Below are 18,185 nucleotides of genomic sequence, written 5' to 3'. Positions count from 1 at the left end.
AGCTGTGCTGGCAGCAGCTCAGCGCTCCACCGGGCGCGTGGGGTCGGTGACCCACTCGCTCCAGCTCCCCGGGTAGAGCCCCGCCTTGATGCCGGCGACCTCCATCGCGAGGACGTCGTGGGTCGCGGTGACTCCGGACCCGCAGTAGGCGACCACGTCCGCCCCGGGCACGGCGCCGTGGGCGGCGTACAACGCCTGCAGGACGGGCGCGCTGTGCAGGCGCCCCTCGGCGGTGAGGTTGGCGTCGGTGGGCACGTTGACCGCACCGGGGATGTGCCCCGCCACCGGGTCGACGGGTTCGACCTCACCGGCGTAGCGCTCCGGCGCCCGCGCGTCGACCAGGACCGCCACGTCCAGCACCTCGCCGACCTCGACCGTCGGCATGCCCGCCGGCCGGACCTGCGCACGAAAGTCACCGTGCAACGGTGGTTCGTCGCCGGTGGCGGTCGGTCCCCCGGCCCGTTGCCAGGCCGCCCAGCCCCCGTCGAGCACCCGGACCCACGGATGCCCGTGGTGCCGCAGCAACCACCACGCCCGCGCTGCGGCCCGGCCGCCCCAGTCGTCGTGGACGACGACCTGTCGGTGGCTGCTCACTCCGGCTGCCCGCATCGCAGCACCGAAGCGGTCGTGAGCAGGAAGCGGATGACGGCCTCGCTCCCCCGGCGGGTCAGCCAGTGCGGTGTCGAGGTCGACGAACCGTGCGCCGCGCACGTGGCCGCGGCGGAACTCGTCGCGTCCCGGAGGACCACCCAGGCGCCAGCGCACGTCGAGCACCGTGACGGTGTCGAGGAGCTCGGCGAGCTCCTCGACACCGATCAACGGACTCTTCACGAGGGGCGGTCCTGCGGCGCGTTCTCGGAGGTCCGGCGCGGGTCCCGCTCGACGACGCCACCGAGGGCCTCGTCGATGGCGGCGAGCGTCTCCGAGGAGAGCTCCACCCCGACGGCGCCGACGTTCTCGTGCACCTGCTCGGGGCGCGAGGCACCCACGATCGCCGAGGCGACGTTCTCGTTCTGCAGCACCCACGCCACGGCCAGCTGCGACAGGGACAGGTCGACCGACTCCGCGATCGGCCTGAGCCGCTGCACGGCCGTCAGGGTCTCGTCGGTCATGAAGCGGGAGATCGTGCTGGCCCCGCCCTTCTCGTCGGTGGCACGCGACCCCGGCGGCGGGGCCTGGCCCGGCAGGTACTTGCCGGTCAGAACGCCCTGGGCGATCGGGGACCAGACGATCTGCGAGACCCCGGCCTCGCGGGAGGCCGGCACGACCTCGTCCTCGATCACGCGCCACAGCATCGAGTACTGCGGCTGGCTGGAGATGAGCTGGAAGCCCAGCTCCTTGGCCATCGCTGCGCCGACAGTGATCTGCTCGGCCGTCCACTCACTGACGCCGATGTAGAGCGCCTTGCCCTGGCGGACGACGTCGGCAAAGGCCTGCATCGTCTCCTCGAGCGGCGTGGTGGGGTCGTAGCGGTGCGCCTGGTAGAGGTCGACGTAGTCGGTCTGGAGGCGGCGGAGCGAGCCGTTGATCGACTCGAGGATGTGCTTGCGCGAGAGGCCCGAGTCGTTGGGACCCCCGGGGCCGGTCGGCCAGAAGACCTTGGTGAAGATCTCCAGGGACTCGCGCCGCTCCCCCTTCAGGGCGTCGCCCAGCACCGACTCCGCGACCGTGTTGGCGTAGACGTCAGCGGTGTCGAAGGACGTGATGCCGACGTCGAGCGCAGCGCGTACGCAGGTCGCGGCGACGTCGTTCTCGACCTGGCTCCCGTGGGTCAGCCAATTTCCGTAGGTGACCTCGGAGATGCGGAGGCCACTGTTTCCCAGATACCTGAATTCCATCAAGTCAACCTACTGACTGGAGTTAGCGGTCGACAACCCGACATGACAGGATCGGGCCTCGTGGCAGAACTGCAATTCTTCACGGGGACCATGGACTCCGGCAAGAGCACCCTCGCACTCCAGACCAACCACAACCACGCCGCCCGCGGCCGGATCGGGCGCATCTTCACCGCCAACGACCGCGGCGGCGAAGCTGTCCTCTCCAGCCGGCTGGGACTCACCCACCGCGCCCTCGAGGTGCCGACGGACTTCGACTTCTGGCACTACGTCGTCACGGGGCTCACCCAGGGCGCACGGATCGACTACCTGATCTGCGACGAGGCCCAGTTCTACTCCCCCCTCCAGATCGAGCAGCTCGCCAAGATCGTCGACGAGCTGCAGATCGACGTCTTCGCCTTCGGCATCCTCACCGACTTCCGCAGCATCCTCTTCCCGGGCAGCGCCCGCCTCGTCGAGCTCGCCGACCGGATGCACGTCCTCCAGGTCGAGGCCCTGTGCTGGTGCGGCAAGCGGGCCACCCACAACGCCCGCACCGAGAACGGCGCCATGGTCACCGACGGCGAGGTCGTCGTGGTGGGTGACGTGGAGGCGGCGGACGAGCCGCCGGCCGACGTGGCGTACGAGGTGCTCTGCCGCCAGCACCACCGGCGCCGGCTCACCGCCGCCCGCGCGAAGGCGGTCAGCCTCGCCCCTGACCCGCTGCCCTTCGGCTGAGGGCTCGCCGACAGCTCTGGGCCGCCGGTGGCGGGCCTGCGGTCAGGCCACCACCATCGGGATCAGCATCTCGGCCGGCGTGAGGGAGCCGTGCAGCCCGACCAGCTTCGCCTCGTACGGGAAGTCGACGCTGGAGAGGATCGCCACGTCGTCGCGGCAGGCCACCATGACGTCGCCCAGGCGCGGGAGCACCCCCGCCTCGACCTGGCCGAACCAGCCACGAGCGAGGGCGTCGGTGCGGGAGAGGACCTCGGCGCGGTCGCCCAGCACGGAGCGCCAGGTCGCCACGACGTCGTCGACGGCGCCGCCCCGGCAGTAGAGGTGGCGGAAGCGGGCCTCGCCGCCCAGCAGCCACACCCCGTCGCGCAGCTCCCGCTGCTCGTCGACGTCGACACGCGCCTCGGGCGGGCTGTCGACCATGCCGTGGTCGGCGATGACCAGGAGCTTGGTGTGCGCGGGCAGCGCCTCGCGCATCTGCTCGGCCTCGGCGTCCACCATCGCCAGCTGCTGGAGCCACTGGACAGAGGCGACGCCGAAGCGGTGCCCGGTCCAGTCGAGGTCCGAGTCGTAGACGTAGGTGAGGGACGGCCGGACGGCTGAGGCCGCGACGACGGCCGCGATCCGTTCACCGACCAGGTCGGCACCGACGAACTCCGCGCCTCGGTTGGCGGCAACGGTGAGCCCGCTGCCCTCGTAGTCACGCTTGTTGACGACCGTGGTCGTCACACCCGCGTCGCCCAGGCGGGCGAACGCGGTGCGGTGCGGCTGCCACTCGACCGGATCGACGTCCGCGGCCCACTGGAGGCCGTTGAGCAACCGGTCGGTGCCGGGGATGCGGGAGGTGAAGCCGACCATGCCGTGGGCACCGGGCGCCAGCGCCGTGCCCAGCGACGTGAGGCTGGTGACCGTCGTGGAGGGCACGCCCGCGGTCGCGGGCGCCTGGTCGGCCAGCAGGGACGACAGGAAGGGGGCGGCGTGGGCGTAGCGCCGCAGCAGCTCGGCCCCCATGCCGTCGACGAGGAAGACGACGTACGAGGCTGCCTCGGGCAGCACCAGCGAGGTCGTCGACCCCGCGAGCGGTCGCCCCAGGGCCGTGGCAACGGCCGGGACCACGTCGACCAGGGACCGCTCTCCGTACGCCGGCTCGACGAAGCTCTGGCTCATGCCCCGCGGGTCCGCGCCGAGAGCGCCTCGGCGAAGGCGAGCAGCCCGCCCACGGCGTCGCCACCGTCGGCGGCCGCGGAGACGCGCAGCGAGAAGTCGTCGCCGGCGACCACACCGGTGTAGCCGTGGTCGGCGTCGCACTGGGGGTCGTTGCACCCTGCGGGCTCGAGGTCGATCCGCGAGACGCCGCCCCAGCCGATGGTCAGCACCGCCTCGACCGCGGGAGCCGGACCGGAGGTCGGGTTGGTCACCATGCGGGTGACCACGACGGAGCGCACGGCGCTGAGCGTGATCGCCTCGGTGGAGGTCGAGGTGTAGGGCTCCGGGAGCATGTCGTCGCCGGGGTGCTCGTCGGTGTGGGCGAGCATCAGGCGCGACGGCGTCAGCACGACGACGGTCTGGTGGCGGCGCACCTCGTCCCGCTCGAAGGTGGGCTCGTGGTGCACGTAGAAGGCCACGACCGGCTCGCCGCCCAGCGCGGCGAAGACGCCGTCGGCCACCACCTCGGGGTAGTAGCCGGTGCGGTCGATCGCGACCCGCAGCTCGTGGGAGCGGTCGAACTCGGAACGAGGGTGGTCGGACGTACGACTGCGCATGGAGTCAGTCTGTCACGCCGGGCTGCCCCCGCGGAGTCGAGTCAACGACCCGGGACGACAACACGCCGACGGCGGCCGGGCCACCAGCCCATCTCAGGCCCGGTCAGCCCGGCAGCGTGTCGCCTGGCATGACGCTGAGACGACGCACGAACCAGTCCGAGCGGGGGTCGACGACCGGCTCGATGCGGGTGCTCGCGCCCAGGACCGCGCACCCCTTCTCGCCGGCCAGGACCAGCGGTAGGGAGAGCTGCCGGATCTGGGGCACGTCGTACTGCAGCTGTGCGACGCGACGCACGATGCGCTCGACCTCGCCGACGTCGACGATCTCGCTGCCCCGGAAGCCGAAGAGCAGCGGAGAGGCCTTGATCTCGCGAATCATGTCCTGCGCGTCGTGCTCCTGCAGGGGCGGGATGCGGAAGGCACGGTCCTGGAGGAGCTCGGTGAGCGGACCACCGATGCCGAAGGAGATCACCGGTCCGAAGAGCGGGTCCTCCGTGGTCGACACAGTGACCGGCACGCCGGGCGGAGCGTTCTTCTGCACCACGAAGCCCGCGTTGGCGGGGTCGGTGATGACCTCGCGCAGCGTCTCCCACGCCTGTCGCATCTCCTCGGGCGTGTCGATGTTGCGCCACACGTGGGCCAGGTCAGGGCGGTGGCGCAGGTGGCGGGCGGTCGCCTTGAGGACGGCCTCCCACCCGATCTGCTCCCCCGCCGCGACGGCCTCCTCCACCGAGGAGACGCTGATGCTGCGCCACAGGTCGATGCCGTAGCAGGCCAGGAGCTCCTGCTGCTCCGCGTCGGTGAGGTCGTGGCCCTGCGGGTGCGCGGTGAGCCACTGGTGGACGAGCTTCTTGGCGGCCGAGCGGTCGACCAGCGCCTCGTCGGTGGGCGCGACCTGCGGCGTCCGCAACCACACCGCGTACTCCACGACCCGTGCCAGCGCACGGACCGCGGCCTCCACGGCCGGGTAGGAGGGCACCGATCCACGACCGGCGGTCGACCCCGCCAGGTCAGGCACGCGCAGGAGCTCGGGGACACCCTCGGCGCCAAGGAAGGTCGAGACCAGCGGCTTGTCCGACTGCTCGCCGATCGCCGCGAGCACGTTGGCCACGTCCTCGCCGGAGACGTTGAGCGGCGGGATGTAGATGGCGACCACGGCATCGACCTCGGGATCGTCGATCGCCGCGTCGAGGGCGTCCTCGAAGTCGTCGGCACCGGCGTCCGCGCCCAGGGCGACGGTCTTGTTGACCACCAGCCCGTTGCCGGCCGCGGCGTCGGCGGCGAGGAGGGCCAGCGCGTCGGAGTTGCCGACCACCGCGACCCGACGACCGCGGGGCAGCGGCTGGTGGGCGAGCAGCTGGGCGACGTCGAACATCTCCTCCAGCGTGTCGACCTGGATGACGCCGGCCTGGCGGAACATCGCGTCGACGGCCTGCGACGGCGCCGCGATCTTGCGCACGGCGTGGCCCATCGGCACACCCTGGGTGGTACGCCCGGAGCGGACCGCCACGATCGGCTTGCGACGCGAGACGCGGCGCGCGATGCGCGAGAACTTACGGGGGTTTCCGATCGACTCCAGGTAGAGCAGGACGACCTCGGTGGAGTCGTCCTCCTCCCAGTACTGCAGGAGGTCGTTGCCGGAGACGTCGGCACGGTTGCCGGCGCTGACGAAGGTGGTCAGGCCGAGTCCACGGTTGTTGACCTTCTCGAGGATGGCCGAGCCCAGGGCTCCGGACTGGCAGAAGAAGCCCGCGCGTCCACGGGGCGGCATCACCGAGGAGAGCGACGCGTTGAGCGAGACCTCCGGGTGGGTGTTGATCACGCCCAGGCAGTTGGGGCCGATCAGGCGCAGTCCGTAGGAGCGGGAGAGGCCGACGAGCTGGCGCTGGCGCCGCCGTCCCTCCTCCCCGGTCTCGGCGAAGCCCGACGAGATGACGACCAGTCCGTGGACGCCCTTGGCGGCGCAGTCGAGCACGACGTCCTGGACTGCCTCGGCGGGGACGGCGACGATCGCCACGTCCACGTCACCGGGGATGTCGGCGACCGAGGCGTACGCCGGCAGGCCGGAGACCGCGTCGGCGCTGGGGTTGACCGCGTGGACCCGCCCGGAGAAGTCGCCCAGCACGAGGTTGCGCACCAGTGCCTGGCCGATGGTGTCCTGGCGGCGACTGGCGCCGATCACCGCGATGGAGCGGGGGTTGAAGAAGCGCTCGATCGAGGCCGACTCGGCGCGGTGCTCGCGCTGCTCCATGACGTCGAGCGCGGTGATCGTCGCGTCGATCGGGAACTCGAGGCTGACCACGCCGTCGTCGTACTGGCTCGCGACGCTGTAGCCGGCGTCCTTGAAGGTGCGGATCATCGGGTGGTTGTCCGGGAGCACCTCGGCGGTGAACCGCTCGATGCCGCGCTCACGCCCGGCCTGCGCCAGGTGCTCGAGCAGCAGCTGGCCGATGCCGCGCCCCTGGTGGCGGTCCTCGACCAGGAAGGCCACCTCGGCCTCACCGGGATCGACGGTGTCGTAGCGCCCCACCGCGATCATCTGCCGACCCGAGAGCAGCACGAAGGCCACCCGCGCGTCGTGGTCGACCTGGGTGAATCGGCGCACGTCCTTGTCGCTCAGGCGCGGCATCGGGGCGAAGAACCGGTAGTACTTCGACTCGTCCGAGACGCGCCCGTAGAAGTCGACCAGCAGCTGGGCGTCGTCGGGGCGGATCGGACGGATGTGGGCGACCTTGCCGTCGCGCAGCAACACGTCGGCCTCCCAGTGGCTGGGGGCCTCGGGGGCCTCAGGGACCTCAGCGCCGACCGCTGCACCGTTGTCTGCGTCACTCACGGGGTCGAATCTATCGGTACGCCGTCCACGGCGCGCCCTGTGGCCGCATCGTGCCCCTCGTTGGGGACAATGGGCCCATGGCACGCCGCAGCACCAAGGATCCGCTCCCTGACGACTTCGAGGAACACATCCTCGACATCAGCGTCGGCGACGAGATCAAGTCGTCCTTCCTGGAGTACGCCTACTCCGTCATCTACTCGCGGGCACTCCCCGACGCTCGCGACGGGCTGAAGCCCGTGCAGCGGCGCATCCTCTACACGATGGACGACATGAGCCTGCGGCCCGACCGCGGCCACGTGAAGTCGGCGCGCGTCGTCGGCGAGGTGATGGGCAAGCTGCACCCCCACGGCGACTCGGCGATCTACGACGCGCTGGTCCGGATGGCACAGCCCTTCTCCGTGCGGCTGCCGATGATCGACGGCCACGGCAACTTCGGCTCGCCCGACGACCCGCCCGCCGCGATGCGATACACCGAGTGCCGGATGTCGCCCGCCGCGGTGGCGATGACCGCTTCGCTCGACGAGGACACCGTCGACTTCAAGCCCAACTACGACTCCCGCGAGCTCGAGCCCACCGTCCTGCCGTCGGCCATCCCCAACCTGCTGGTCAACGGCGCCTCCGGCATCGCGGTCGGCATGGCGACCAACATCGCCCCCCACAACCTGGTCGAGGTGGTGCAGGCGCTCAAGCACCTGATCAAGCACCCGAAGGCCAACCTCGACGACCTGATGCGCTTCATCCCGGGTCCCGACCTGCCGACCGGCGGCAAGATCGTCGGGCTCGACGGCATCCGTGACGCGTACGAGACGGGTCGCGGCACCTTCAAGATGCGCGCCACCGCGCGCATCGAGAACGTCACCGCCCGCAAGAAGGGCATCATCGTCACCGAGCTGCCCTACAACGTCGGCACGGAGAAGGTCATCGAGCGGATCAAGACGCTCGTGCAGTCGAAGAAGCTCCAGGGCATCTCCGACGTGAAGGACCTCACCGACCGCGTCAACGGCCTGCGCCTGGTCATCGAGGTGAAGAACGGGATCGTCCCTGAGGTCCTGCTCGAGCAGCTCTACAAGCAGACACCGTTGGAGGACTCCTTCGGCATCAACGCGGTCGCGCTGGTCGACGGCCAGCCCCGCACCCTGGGGCTGAAGGAGATGCTCGAGGTCTTCCTCGGCCACCGCTTCGACGTCGTACGCCGTCGCTCGACGTTCCGCCGCGACAAGGCCGCGGCGCGTCTCCACCTGGTCGACGGCCTGCTGGTCGCCATCCTCGACATCGACGAGGTCATCCAGATCATCCGGGGCAGCGACAACGCCGCGATGGCCAAGGAGCGGCTGATCCAGATCTTCGACCTCTCGGAGATCCAGGCCGACTACATCCTCGACATGCCGCTGCGCCGGCTCACGAAGTTCTCCAAGCTCGAGCTCGACAAGGAGAAGGCCGAGCTGGAGCAGACCATCCGGGACCTCGAGGCCATCCTCGCCGACGACACCCTGCTCCGGAAGGTCGTCGCCGACGAGCTCACCGAGGTCGCCAAGACCTACGGCACCCCGCGACGTACGGTGCTGCTCGCCTCGGCCGGCACGACCGTCACCGCGGCGGGCGCGGGAGCCTCGCTCGAGGTGCCTGACGACCCCTGCCTGGCCTTCCTCTCCTCGAGCAGCCTGCTGGCCCGCTCGGCCGACGTCGAGACACCTGGCCTGGGCGGCGACCGTACGTCGCACGACGTCGTCGTCTCCTCGGTGCGGACCACCGTGCGCGGCGAGGTCGGGCTGCTCACCTCCCGCGGGCGCATCCTGCGCCTCCAGGCCCTCGACCTGCCGGAGCTGCCCGCCTCGGCCAACGACCCGTCGATCCAGGGCGGCCTGCCGCTGAGCGAGATCGTCGAGCTCGCCCAGGGCGAGCGACCCCTGGCCTTGACGCGGCTCAAGGAGGACGGACCCGGCCTTGCCCTCGGCACCCGCGACGGCGTGGTGAAGAGGGTGACCAACGAGATCCTCACCCGCGACGAGTGGGAGGTCATCTCGCTCAAGGGCGACGACGAGGTCGTGGGCGCCCTGGAGCTCACCACCGGCACCGAGACCCTCTGCTTCATCACCAGCGACGCCCAGCTGCTCCACTTCGACGCCGAGGTCGTACGCCCCCAGGGCCGCACCGGCGGCGGCGTCGCCGGCGTGCGCCTGGCCGAGGGCGCCTCCGTCACGTGGTTCGGCGCGGTGAACCCGGACGACTCCGTGGTGGTCACCTCCTCCGGCTCCTCGACCGCCCTGCCGGGCACCGACAACGGCTCGGTGAAGGTGACCCCCTTCTCCGAGTACCCGAGCAAGAGCCGCGCCACCGGAGGCGTCCGCTGCCACCGCTTCCTCAAGGGCGAGGACACCCTCGTCTTCGCCTGGGCCGGTTCCGCACCGGCCCGTGCCGCGGCGGCGAGCGGAGCTCCGGTCCCGCTGCCCGAGGCCAACGGGAAGCGTGACGGATCCGGCGTCCCCTCCCCCATGCCCATCGTCGCCTGCGCGTCGCCGGTCGCCCTCCAGCCAGCGGTGCAGGCAGCAGCCCAGACGTCAGCACAGTCGGGGAGCGAGGGATGAGGGGCGTACGCGTGCGGACCCGCCTGGCGGCCACCCTGGTCGTGCTCGCACTCGGCGCCAGCGCCTGCAGTGGCGGCGACGACGACGGCGACCGCGATCCAGCCCAGGCCCTCTCGGAAGCCGCTGAGACCTTGGAGTCGACCAGTGGCGTCACCCTGGGTCTGAGCACCGACGAGCTGCCCTCGGGTGTCAACGGCATCGTCGAGGCGGTGGGCGCGGTCACCGATGCCCCCGCCTTCGAGGGCACCCTGAAGGTCCGGGTCGCCGGCACCGACTTCGACGTGCCGGTCGTGGCGCTCGACGACAAGGTCTGGGCCACCGTGCCGCTCACCACCACGTGGCAGGACATCGACCCGACCGACTACGGCGCCCCCGACCCCTCCCGGCTCATCGGCGCGGAGAACGGCGTCGTCGCACTGCTCCGCGGCACCGAGGACCCCGAGGCCGGGGCGAGCGAGCGCGGCGGCCGCGACAACGACGAGGTGCTCACCTCCTACACCGGCACCATCCCCGGCGAGGTGGTGAAGCGGGTGATCCCGAGCAGCAGCGCCAGCTCCGAGTTCGACGCCACCTACCTGGTCACCGACGACGGCGAGCTCCGTCGCGCCGAGGTGACCGGCGTCTTCTACGAGGGCAACGACGAGATGACCTACGTCCTCGACATCACCGACTACGGCCTCGAGAAGACGATCAGGAAGCCGTGACCGGGCAGGCCCGGCCCGTGGCACCGCCGGGCACGCGTGCCCTGCTGGCACTGGCGGCGATCGCCGTCGCCTTTGCTGCGGCCGACACCTACGTGGTGGTGCTCGCCCTGCCCGACATGATGGGCAGCGCCGGCATCCCGATCGACCAGCTGCAGCGGGCTGCCCCGATCGTGTCGAGCTTCCTGCTGGGCTACGTCGCGATGCTCCCGCTGATCGGACGGATCGCCGACCTGCACGGACGGGTGCCGGTGCTGGTCCTGGCCCTGGCCGTCTTCGCGGTCGGGTCGTTGGTCACGGCGATGGCCTACGACCTGCCCTCGATGGTGGTGGGTCGCTTCTTCCAAGGGGTCGGCGGTGGGGCCCTGGTGCCCGCGACGCTGGCGCTGGTCGCCGACCTCTACCCCGCCGATCGCCGCGGGGTGCCGCTGGGCGTGGTCTCCGCGGTGCAGGAGGCAGGTTCCGTGCTGGGGCCGCTGCTGGGGGCGGCGGTGCTGGTCCTGTCCGACTGGCGAGCGATCTTCGCGCTCAACCTGGCCGTGGCCTGCGTGCTGGCCGCTGCCCTGCGGGTGCTCGCCACGCGACGTCCGCAGCTCCTGGACGACCGGGCGCGGGCCCTGCTGGCCGAACGGCGCGCGCGCAGCGACTCGTTCGACCTGCTGGGAGCCGCCCTGCTGCTCCTCACCCTCGTCGCCGCAGGCCTCGTCGTGCTGCGGCCGGCTGCGGTGATGCGCGACTTGGTCTGGGGCGAGATGTTCGTGCCGTTCGTCCCTGACGGGCGTTGGCTCAGCCCGGTCGGGAGCGTCGCGATGTTCGCCGCGCTGCTGTTCGTGCTGCGACTCCTGACCGCCCGTCGTCCCCTGTTCGACGTACGTCCGTGGCTGCGCGCCGCGCGCGACGCCGACCTCGTCGGCTCGGCCTTCCTGGCGGTGGCGCTCGGGGGCGTGATCCTGGCCTTCGCGACCGCCGACCCGAAGGTGCAGCTCTTCGCGGAGCAGGGTGAGTGGTACCTCCTGGGTGCCGCGCTGGCGACCGTCTGCCTGGTCGTCCACCTTCGTCGGGCCCATGACCCGCTGATCCCCCGTGGCACGTTCTCGGCACTGCCGGCCAGCGGGGCGCTGGTGGTCAGCTTCCTGGTCGGGGCCGCCCTGATCGCGGCGGTGGTCGACATCCCGCTCTTCGCGCGCACGACCGTCCACAGCGACTCCCAGCTCATGGCAGGCCTCGTCCTCGTACGCTTCCTCATCGCCCTGCCCGTCGGCGCCGTGGCGGGCGGGTGGCTCACCCGCTGGTGGGGGTCCGGCCCCACGACGGCGCTCGGCATGGCGCTGGCCGCGGGCGCCTTCGCGGCGATGTCGCGCTGGGGCCTGGACGCTCTTGAGCAGTGGCACTCGAGCGTGTCGCTCGTCGTCTGCGGCCTCGGGTTCGGGCTGGCGCTCGCGCCCGTCAACGCGGCCGTCCTGGCGTTCACCGCCCCCTCGGTGCACGGGCTGAGCAGCGCGTTGGTCGTGGTGGCGCGCATGGTCGGGATGCTCGTCGGCGTCTCGGCACTGACCGCCGTGGGTCTGCACCGCTACTACGCGGTGCAGGCCGACTTCCCCGCCGTACGCGAGGTCTGCGACGGCCGCTCGCGCTGCGCGGAGTTCACCCTCCTGCTGAAGGAGGCGGGCATCGCCCAGGAGACGACCGTCTTCGCCGGGGCGGCGCTCGTGGCCGCGCTGGCCGCACTGGTGGCCCTGTGGGTGTTCCGAACGGCGACTCCCTCGCAGGTGCGCGCACAGGCAGGTCTAGGCTTGCCGCATGGGTGAATTCGACGACCTCCTCGAGGCCAACAAGTCATTTGCCGACAACTTCGACCTGTGGGCGGGTTCGACGGCAAGGCACACGCTGGTGTCGCGCTCGTGACCTGCATGGACTCGCGCATCGACCCCTTGGCGATGCTCGGGCTGAAGCACGGCGACGCGAAGATCTTCCGCAACCCGGGCGGGCGCGTGACGCCTCAGGCGCTGGAGGCGCTCGTGCTCGGCGTCCACCTGCTCGGAGTGGAGCGCATCCTCGTGGTGCCGCACACCAAGTGCGCGATGACCAAGCACAGCGAGCCCGTCCTGCGCGAGCTGATCACCAAGGCCTCCGGCGTCGACGCCTCGTGGCAGTCCTTCGGCGTGGTCCCCGACCAGGTCGCCGGCCTGCGCGAGGACGTACGCAAGGTGCAGTCGCACCCGCTCATCCCGGACACCGTCACGGTGGGCGGCTTCATCTACGACGTCGACACGGGACTCCTCTCCCCCGTCGAGTGACGCCGACGGGGCCTGCCTGTCGTCCTCAGTCGTCGCTGCACGCCATGCTCGTGGCGTGCTCCGGCTCCCGGCAGGCTCCGTCGACGACTTCTCGCTCCCCCACCGGGGAGTCGAGCGTCGCGCTCAGCGTGCGCGGCACGCCCACGTCGCTGCACGACATCTCCCAGGCCCTGAGCCGCACCGTGAGCACCACCTCGGTGGCCGTCTCCTCGACCTCGAGCCGTTCGCCGCGGTCGCACTCGCCTCCGACGTAGTGCACGCGCACCACGTCGCCCTCGACGTCGACCGTGCCCCAGGGCCGTGGCTCCGTCCTGACCAGCACCCACCACGCGAGCGCGCCCACGAGCGCCAGGGTCAGGACACCCACCGCGAGCACCCACGTACGTCGTCGCGGCCTCCAGGACCTTGGGCGCGGCACAGCGGTGGACGGCACGACCACGATCCTGCCACTTCCTGATCGTGGCGCCCTGTCCCGCTTGCCTCCGGCGCGCCGCGCAGCGCCGTCAGGCGTCCAGCAGAGCCATGTCGACCTCGTAGGCACCCTGCACGATGAACTCCTTGCGCGGAGCGACGTCGGAGCCCATCAGCAGCTCGAAGACCTCGGCGGCCTCTGCGGCGTCGTCGACGGTGAGCCGGCGCAGCGTACGGTGCCGCGGGTCCATCGTGGTCTCCTGGAGCTGGTCGGCGTCCATCTCGCCCAGACCCTTGTACCGCTGGACCGGGTCCTTCCACCGCACGTTCTTCTTCTTGAGCTCGGCCAGCTTCCGCTGCAGCTCGTCGTCGGAGTACGTGTAGACGTACTTGTCCATCCCCTTCTTGGGGTTGGTCAGCTCGATCCGGTGCAGCGGCGGCACCGCGGTGTAGACGCGACCGTCCTCGAGCAGGCCTGGCATGTACTTGAAGAAGAGCGTCGCCAGCAGGCACCGGATGTGGGCACCGTCGGAGTCGGCGTCGGCCATGAAGATGATGCGGCCGTAGCGACGGGCCTCGAGGTCGAAGGTGCGCCCCGAGCCCGCGCCCACCACCTGGATGATCGAGGCGCACTCGGCGTTCTTCAGCATGTCGGCGACCGAGGCCTTCTGCACGTTGAGGATCTTGCCGCGGATGGGCAGCAGCGCCTGGTACTCGGAGTTGCGGGCCAGCTTGGCCGTGCCGAGCGCCGAGTCACCCTCGACGATGAAGAGCTCGGTGCGCTCGTTGTCCGTCGCGCGACAGTCGGCGAGCTTGGCGGGCAGCGCCGAGGACTCCAGGGCGTTCTTGCGGCGCTGGGTCTCCTTCTGCTGGCGCAGCGTCAGACGGGTGCGGGCGGCACCGGCCACCTTGTCCATGACGAGCTTCGCGGCGGCCTTCTCGTCGCGCTTGCTGGAGGTGAGGTACTTCTTCAGCTCAGTCTGCACGACCTTGCGCACGATGTTGCGCGCCGCGGGGGTGCCGAGGATCTCCTTGGTCTGGCCCTCGAACTGCGGCTCGGCCAGCCGCACGGTGACGACGGCGGTGAGGCCCTCGATGACGTCGTCCTTGACGACGTCGGCGTCGTTGACCTTGAGCGCCTTGGTCGTGCGCATCACCTCGTTGAAGGTCTTGGTGAGGCCCTGCTCGAAGCCGCTGACGTGCGTGCCTCCCTTGGGGGTGGCGATCACGTTGACGTACGAGCGGATGTTGGAGTCGTAGCCCATGTCCCACTTCAGGGCGATGTCGACGCCGAGCTCGCGCTCGACCTCCTGGGGCGTCATGTGGCCGTGCTCGTCGAGCAGCGGCACGGTCTCGGTGAAGGAGCCCTGGCCCTGGAGCCGCAGGACGTCGGTGACCTTCTCGCCGCCGGAGAGGTAGTCGACGAACTCGGCGATGCCGCCCTCGTGACGGAAGCTCTCGGTGACCGGCTCCTCGGGACGCAGGTCGGTGATCGTCAGCCCGAGGCCGGGCACGATGTACGAGGTCTGGCGGGCGCGACCGACGAGGCCCTCCAGCTCGATGCGGGCGTCGGAGGTGAAGATCTGGCGGTCGGGCCAGAAGCGGATGCGGGTGCCGCTGCGCCCCTTGGCCACCTTCTTGCCCTTGCGAGTGATGCCCGACTGCGGCGTGAAGGGTGCCTCCGGTCCCTCGCCGTCGAAGATGCCGGGCACACCGCGCCGGAAGGAAATTCCTTGCTGGGCGGGCGAGCGGTCGACGTCGATGTCGACGCGCGCGCTCAGGGCGTTGACGACCGAGAGACCCACGCCGTGCAGACCGCCGGTGGCGTTGTAGGAACCGCCACCGAACTTGCCACCGGCGTGGAGCTTGGTGGCCACCACCTCGACTCCCGGGAGGCCCGTCTTCGGCTCCTTGTCGGTCGGGATGCCTCGGCCGTCGTCGAAGACCTCGACCGACCCGTCGCGGTGGATGGTGACCTCGACGTTGCTGGCGTGGCCAGCAAGCGCCTCGTCCACGCCGTTGTCGATGATCTCCCACAGGCAGTGCATGAGACCGCGGGTGTCGGTCGAGCCGATGTACATGCCGGGACGCTTGCGCACCGCCTCGAGTCCTTCGAGGACGAGCAGGTGTGCTGCGTTGTACGTGTTGTCGCTGGGGGCTGCCACGGGAGCCGAATCTACCCGGCGTCACCACTGCATCGTCGCCGCCACGCCTGGCACACCAGAGGGTGGAATGTGAGGCGTTCCGACCAACTCCGTGGTTGGATGGTTTCTGGTGAGGACCCGCAGGGAATCTTTTCCCTCACCGGTACGTTGGTCCTGACACCGAAGCACAGAAATGAGGCCGATGTGACTACAGCAGTTGCCCCCAACCCCGCCCTCACGGCGGAGGATCGCTGCGACCGGTGCGGAGCCCAGGCCTACCTCCGGGTGGAGCTCCAGAGCGGTGGCGAGTTGCTCTTCTGCGCCCACCACGCGCGTGAGCACGGAGACAAGATCCGTGAGATCGCGGCGACCGTCGTCGACGAGACCCACCGACTCGACGAGCGCTGACCCCGAACCGAGACGTCACGAAAGGCCCCGGACCTCATGGTCCGGGGCCTTTCGCGTTCCTCACCTCCCACGACGTGACAGGGCGCGGGGCCTGACAACGCGTGTGACAAGGTGTGCCGCGTGACTTTGACGAACGTCCTCGTGGGCGCAGCGATCGCCATCGGCCTGGTCGGCATCGTGGTGCCCGTCCTGCCCGGATCCTTGTTGGTGGGAGGCGCCGTCCTCGCCTGGGCCATCGTGCACGACGCACCGGCCGCCTGGGTGGTCTTCGCCGTCGCCGCCACCTTCCTCGTCGCCGGGACCGTGGTGAAGTTCCTCGTCCCGGGGCGGCGCCTGCAGACGGCTGGGGTCCCGAGCTCGACGCTCTGGTTCGGCGCCGCGCTGGGCATCGTCGGCTTCTTCGTCGTCCCGGTGGTGGGACTCTTCCTCGGCTTCCCGCTCGGCGTCTACCTGGCGGAGTACCGCCGCCTCGGTCCGGAGCGGGCCTGGCCGGCAACGAAGGGCGCCCTGCGAGCCGTGGGGCTCAGCATCCTCATCGAACTCGTCGCCGCCGTGCTCGCCGCCCTGACCTGGGGCGTCGGCCTCGTCCTCGTGTGACGTGCTGGATCACCCCACCTCGACGGGCGGGGTGAAGCGGCGAACGCCCGTCATCCAGTCGACGTACTCCTCCCCCTCGTGACTGGTCTCCCCCACCTTCACGGCCACCTTCACTCGGTCGGGACGCCCCAGGCAGCCACGCCCCGTGGTGAAGACGGCCACGTCGTCCTTCCACGAGATCGAGAACTGGTAGCGACAGCTGACCGGGGACCCCTTGCCCTGCCAGCGGCCCACCCGCTCGAAGACGTAGTCGGTGCCACCGTTGAGCCCGGACAGGAGGCGGAACTCGGGCCCCGGGTCGTCGGGGTCGGTGTCGAGGAAGACGGAGACACCCTGGCTGGCCTTGATGCCGTTGTGGAACAGGTTGTCGTGGACCATGCGGACGCGGACCTGCTTGGGCGTGTGGGTGACCCGGACGCGCAGGAGGTCGGCAGCGGCCTCACTGTCGTTCCCGTCGACCACGGTGACCGCAGCCGCGCTCGCGGGTGGCACGAGGGCGGCGACACTCATCAGCGCAGTGCCAGCAACCGCCACGACATGACTCTTCTTCATGATGATCCCCCTTGGTGGAGGACCCCGAATGGCCCTCCGACCTCGGCGACGCTACGCGCGTGCCGAGAGGGCTGACCACCCTCTCAAGTCAGTTTCCGGAAGGGGTCAGTAGTTCTGCGTAGATCTCCGCCATCCGCTGGTTGCCCACCAGGTTGGGGTGCACCGGCCGGGCGTCCTCGAGCATGAGTCCGTCGTTGGTCGTGCCGTCCTTCGCCAGCGTGGGCCAGTGGGCCGCGAGGTCGAAGACAGCGACCCGGTCGGGGTGGTCGGCTGCCACGTCCTGGCGCGCCTGACGGATGCCCTGCCACGCCTCGGTCGTCCAGGTCCCGGGTTCGTAGCCGTCCACCAGGAGGACCCGCGCGCTCGGAGCCGCCGCCAACGCCTGGTCGACGAGCTTGCGCAGGGCGCCTGCATAGTCCGCCTCGACGTTGGTCCCGAGGTTGACCACGACCAGGTCGGGCTCCCGTGCCGCGACGTCCTCCCAGTGGCCGGCCACCGCACGGTCGCTGGTGAAGTGGGCTGCCGTGGCACCGGAGTGCGAGGCGTCGACGACGTGCACACCCGAGTCCTCGTCACCGTCGAAGAAGTCCACGCCCGTGTGGATGAACGAGGTCGACGGCGCCACGCTCTTCACCTGCACGACGTGGCTGGTGCTGCTGAGCTCGGGCGAGGTCCAGTACAGCCCCGAGGCGTTCTCGGCGCCGACCGAGCTGAGCGTCTCACCGCTGGCCTCACCGGTGCTCAGCTCGCCCTGTGCCGTGACGTCCACGCCGTCGACGAAGACCTTGCCCTGGCCACCCAGGAGCGACATCTGCCCGTACCAGACGCGTACGTGGGTCGCCCTCTGGTCGGGGTAGGTGAGCTCCGAGCCGCCCGGCATGGAGAGCGAGCGCAGCCCCAGGCCCCACCGGCCGAAGGTCTGCTCCACCATCGGGAGCCCCGTACGCACGGTGTCGTCGGGCCCTCTCATGTCGCCGTAGTACGGCGGCATGAACCCGACTCCCCCGTCGACGTCCACCGCGTCGCGCAGGGCGGTCTGCAGCCGGCCGACCATGCGGTTCTCGTAGACGGGGGCGGGCAGCAGGACTCCCTCGGAGATCGAGTCACCGACGAAGACGACGGTGGCGGGCTCCTCGTCCTGGTTCTCGACCGCGTCGTACCACGGCTCGAGGAAATCCTCGAGCCCGGCGGCCACTGACGCGTCGGAGGAGGAGCGGTCCCACGCCTTCACACCGACGTAGACCACCATCACCGCGATGACCGTGGCGTACAGGAGGTATCTCACTCGTCGGGGCACCCCGGAAACCTAGCCGGTGGGGCCACACCACTCCAGAGCGGGACGCGG

At 70.5% G+C, this 18,185-nt stretch carries 16 protein-coding genes; 7 read left to right on the top strand and 9 right to left on the bottom strand.

The genetic code is table 11. The features are described from left to right. Window positions 1–18 precede the first annotated feature (18 nt). Together FCL41_RS06730 and FCL41_RS06725 are read right to left on the bottom strand one after the other, a co-directional pair. Window positions 19–831 carry a sulfurtransferase gene (locus FCL41_RS06730; protein WP_137066743.1) on the bottom strand — a complete coding sequence of 271 codons (813 nt, stop codon included), beginning with the start codon at window positions 829–831 and terminating at the stop codon, window positions 19–21. Then, the gene (locus tag FCL41_RS06725; protein WP_137066742.1) at window positions 828–1,838 is read right to left on the bottom strand and encodes an aldo/keto reductase family protein; all 1,011 of its coding nucleotides are present in this window, start codon (window positions 1,836–1,838) and stop codon (window positions 828–830) included. The genes FCL41_RS06730 and FCL41_RS06725 overlap by 4 nt, the downstream gene beginning before the upstream one ends. 60 nt (window positions 1,839–1,898) lie before the next feature. Between FCL41_RS06725 and FCL41_RS06720 the strand changes: the two genes are divergently transcribed. Beyond that, entirely contained in the window at window positions 1,899–2,552 is a 654-nt protein-coding gene (locus FCL41_RS06720; RefSeq protein WP_137066741.1) for a thymidine kinase, read from the top strand. 42 nt (window positions 2,553–2,594) lie between these two features. Here the strand turns inward: FCL41_RS06720 and FCL41_RS06715 are convergent, their stop codons facing one another. The 3 genes from FCL41_RS06715 to FCL41_RS06705 all read right to left on the bottom strand — a co-directional run bounded on the left by FCL41_RS06715 (window position 2,595) and on the right by FCL41_RS06705 (window position 7,145). Next, window positions 2,595–3,716, bottom strand: coding sequence for an alkaline phosphatase family protein (locus FCL41_RS06715; protein ID WP_137066740.1), 1,122 nt, complete (start codon window positions 3,714–3,716; stop codon window positions 2,595–2,597). Then, window positions 3,713–4,312, bottom strand: coding sequence for a DUF5998 family protein (locus FCL41_RS06710; RefSeq protein ID WP_137066739.1), 600 nt, complete (start codon window positions 4,310–4,312; stop codon window positions 3,713–3,715). Before FCL41_RS06710 ends, FCL41_RS06715 begins: the two co-directional genes overlap by 4 nt. Before the next feature lie 103 nt (window positions 4,313–4,415). After that, complete coding sequence (locus FCL41_RS06705) at window positions 4,416–7,145, bottom strand: bifunctional acetate--CoA ligase family protein/GNAT family N-acetyltransferase (protein WP_137066738.1); 2,730 nt, start codon at window positions 7,143–7,145, stop codon at window positions 4,416–4,418. Window positions 7,146–7,222: 77 nt separating this feature from the next. On the opposite strand from FCL41_RS06705, the gene FCL41_RS06700 reads away from it, so the two are divergent. The 4 genes from FCL41_RS06700 to FCL41_RS06685 all read left to right on the top strand — a co-directional run bounded on the left by FCL41_RS06700 (window position 7,223) and on the right by FCL41_RS06685 (window position 12,728). Then, window positions 7,223–9,730 (top strand): DNA gyrase/topoisomerase IV subunit A, encoded by a 2,508-nt coding sequence (locus FCL41_RS06700; protein ID WP_137066737.1) that lies wholly within the window; start codon window positions 7,223–7,225, stop codon window positions 9,728–9,730. After that, window positions 9,727–10,434 carry an LppX_LprAFG lipoprotein gene (locus tag FCL41_RS06695; protein WP_137066736.1) on the top strand — a complete coding sequence of 236 codons (708 nt, stop codon included), beginning with the start codon at window positions 9,727–9,729 and terminating at the stop codon, window positions 10,432–10,434. The genes FCL41_RS06700 and FCL41_RS06695 overlap by 4 nt, the downstream gene beginning before the upstream one ends. Next, the gene (locus FCL41_RS06690) at window positions 10,431–12,239 is read left to right on the top strand and encodes an MFS transporter (RefSeq protein WP_239021822.1); all 1,809 of its coding nucleotides are present in this window, start codon (window positions 10,431–10,433) and stop codon (window positions 12,237–12,239) included. Before FCL41_RS06695 ends, FCL41_RS06690 begins: the two co-directional genes overlap by 4 nt. 102 nt (window positions 12,240–12,341) lie before the next feature. Continuing rightward, window positions 12,342–12,728 carry a beta-class carbonic anhydrase gene (locus FCL41_RS06685; protein ID WP_338088669.1) on the top strand — a complete coding sequence of 129 codons (387 nt, stop codon included), beginning with the start codon at window positions 12,342–12,344 and terminating at the stop codon, window positions 12,726–12,728. Between the two features lie 25 nt (window positions 12,729–12,753). Here FCL41_RS06685 and FCL41_RS06680 read toward each other — a convergent pair whose 3' ends face one another. Beyond that, on the bottom strand, window positions 12,754–13,095 hold the full coding sequence (locus tag FCL41_RS06680) for a hypothetical protein (RefSeq protein ID WP_137066734.1): 342 nt from the start codon (window positions 13,093–13,095) through the stop codon (window positions 12,754–12,756). 136 nt (window positions 13,096–13,231) lie between these two features. Continuing rightward, a complete protein-coding gene (locus FCL41_RS06675; protein ID WP_137066733.1) occupies window positions 13,232–15,304 on the bottom strand; it encodes a DNA gyrase/topoisomerase IV subunit B in 2,073 nt (690 codons plus the stop codon). Between the two features lie 183 nt (window positions 15,305–15,487). Here FCL41_RS06675 and FCL41_RS06670 point away from each other — a divergent pair, with 183 nt between their 5' ends. Both FCL41_RS06670 and FCL41_RS06665 read left to right on the top strand, forming a co-directional pair. Further along, a complete protein-coding gene (locus FCL41_RS06670) occupies window positions 15,488–15,691 on the top strand; it encodes a DUF7455 domain-containing protein (RefSeq protein ID WP_137066732.1) in 204 nt (67 codons plus the stop codon). Window positions 15,692–15,811: 120 nt separating this feature from the next. Then, the gene (locus FCL41_RS06665; protein WP_137066731.1) at window positions 15,812–16,288 is read left to right on the top strand and encodes a DUF456 domain-containing protein; all 477 of its coding nucleotides are present in this window, start codon (window positions 15,812–15,814) and stop codon (window positions 16,286–16,288) included. 9 nt (window positions 16,289–16,297) lie between these two features. Here FCL41_RS06665 and FCL41_RS06660 read toward each other — a convergent pair whose 3' ends face one another. Together FCL41_RS06660 and FCL41_RS06655 are read right to left on the bottom strand one after the other, a co-directional pair. After that, complete coding sequence (locus tag FCL41_RS06660; RefSeq protein WP_137066730.1) at window positions 16,298–16,840, bottom strand: hypothetical protein; 543 nt, start codon at window positions 16,838–16,840, stop codon at window positions 16,298–16,300. A gap of 88 nt (window positions 16,841–16,928) precedes the next feature. Further along, window positions 16,929–18,137: an SGNH/GDSL hydrolase family protein gene (locus FCL41_RS06655; RefSeq protein ID WP_137066729.1), complete on the bottom strand. Its 1,209-nt coding sequence runs from the start codon at window positions 18,135–18,137 to the stop codon at window positions 16,929–16,931. Between the last annotated feature and the right edge of the window lie 48 nt (window positions 18,138–18,185).

It is taken from the genome of Nocardioides jishulii (genome assembly GCF_006007965.1).
GTDB classification, from domain to species: domain Bacteria; phylum Actinomycetota; class Actinomycetes; order Propionibacteriales; family Nocardioidaceae; genus Nocardioides; species Nocardioides jishulii.
This window is presented reverse-complemented; position numbering and strand designations above follow the sequence as displayed.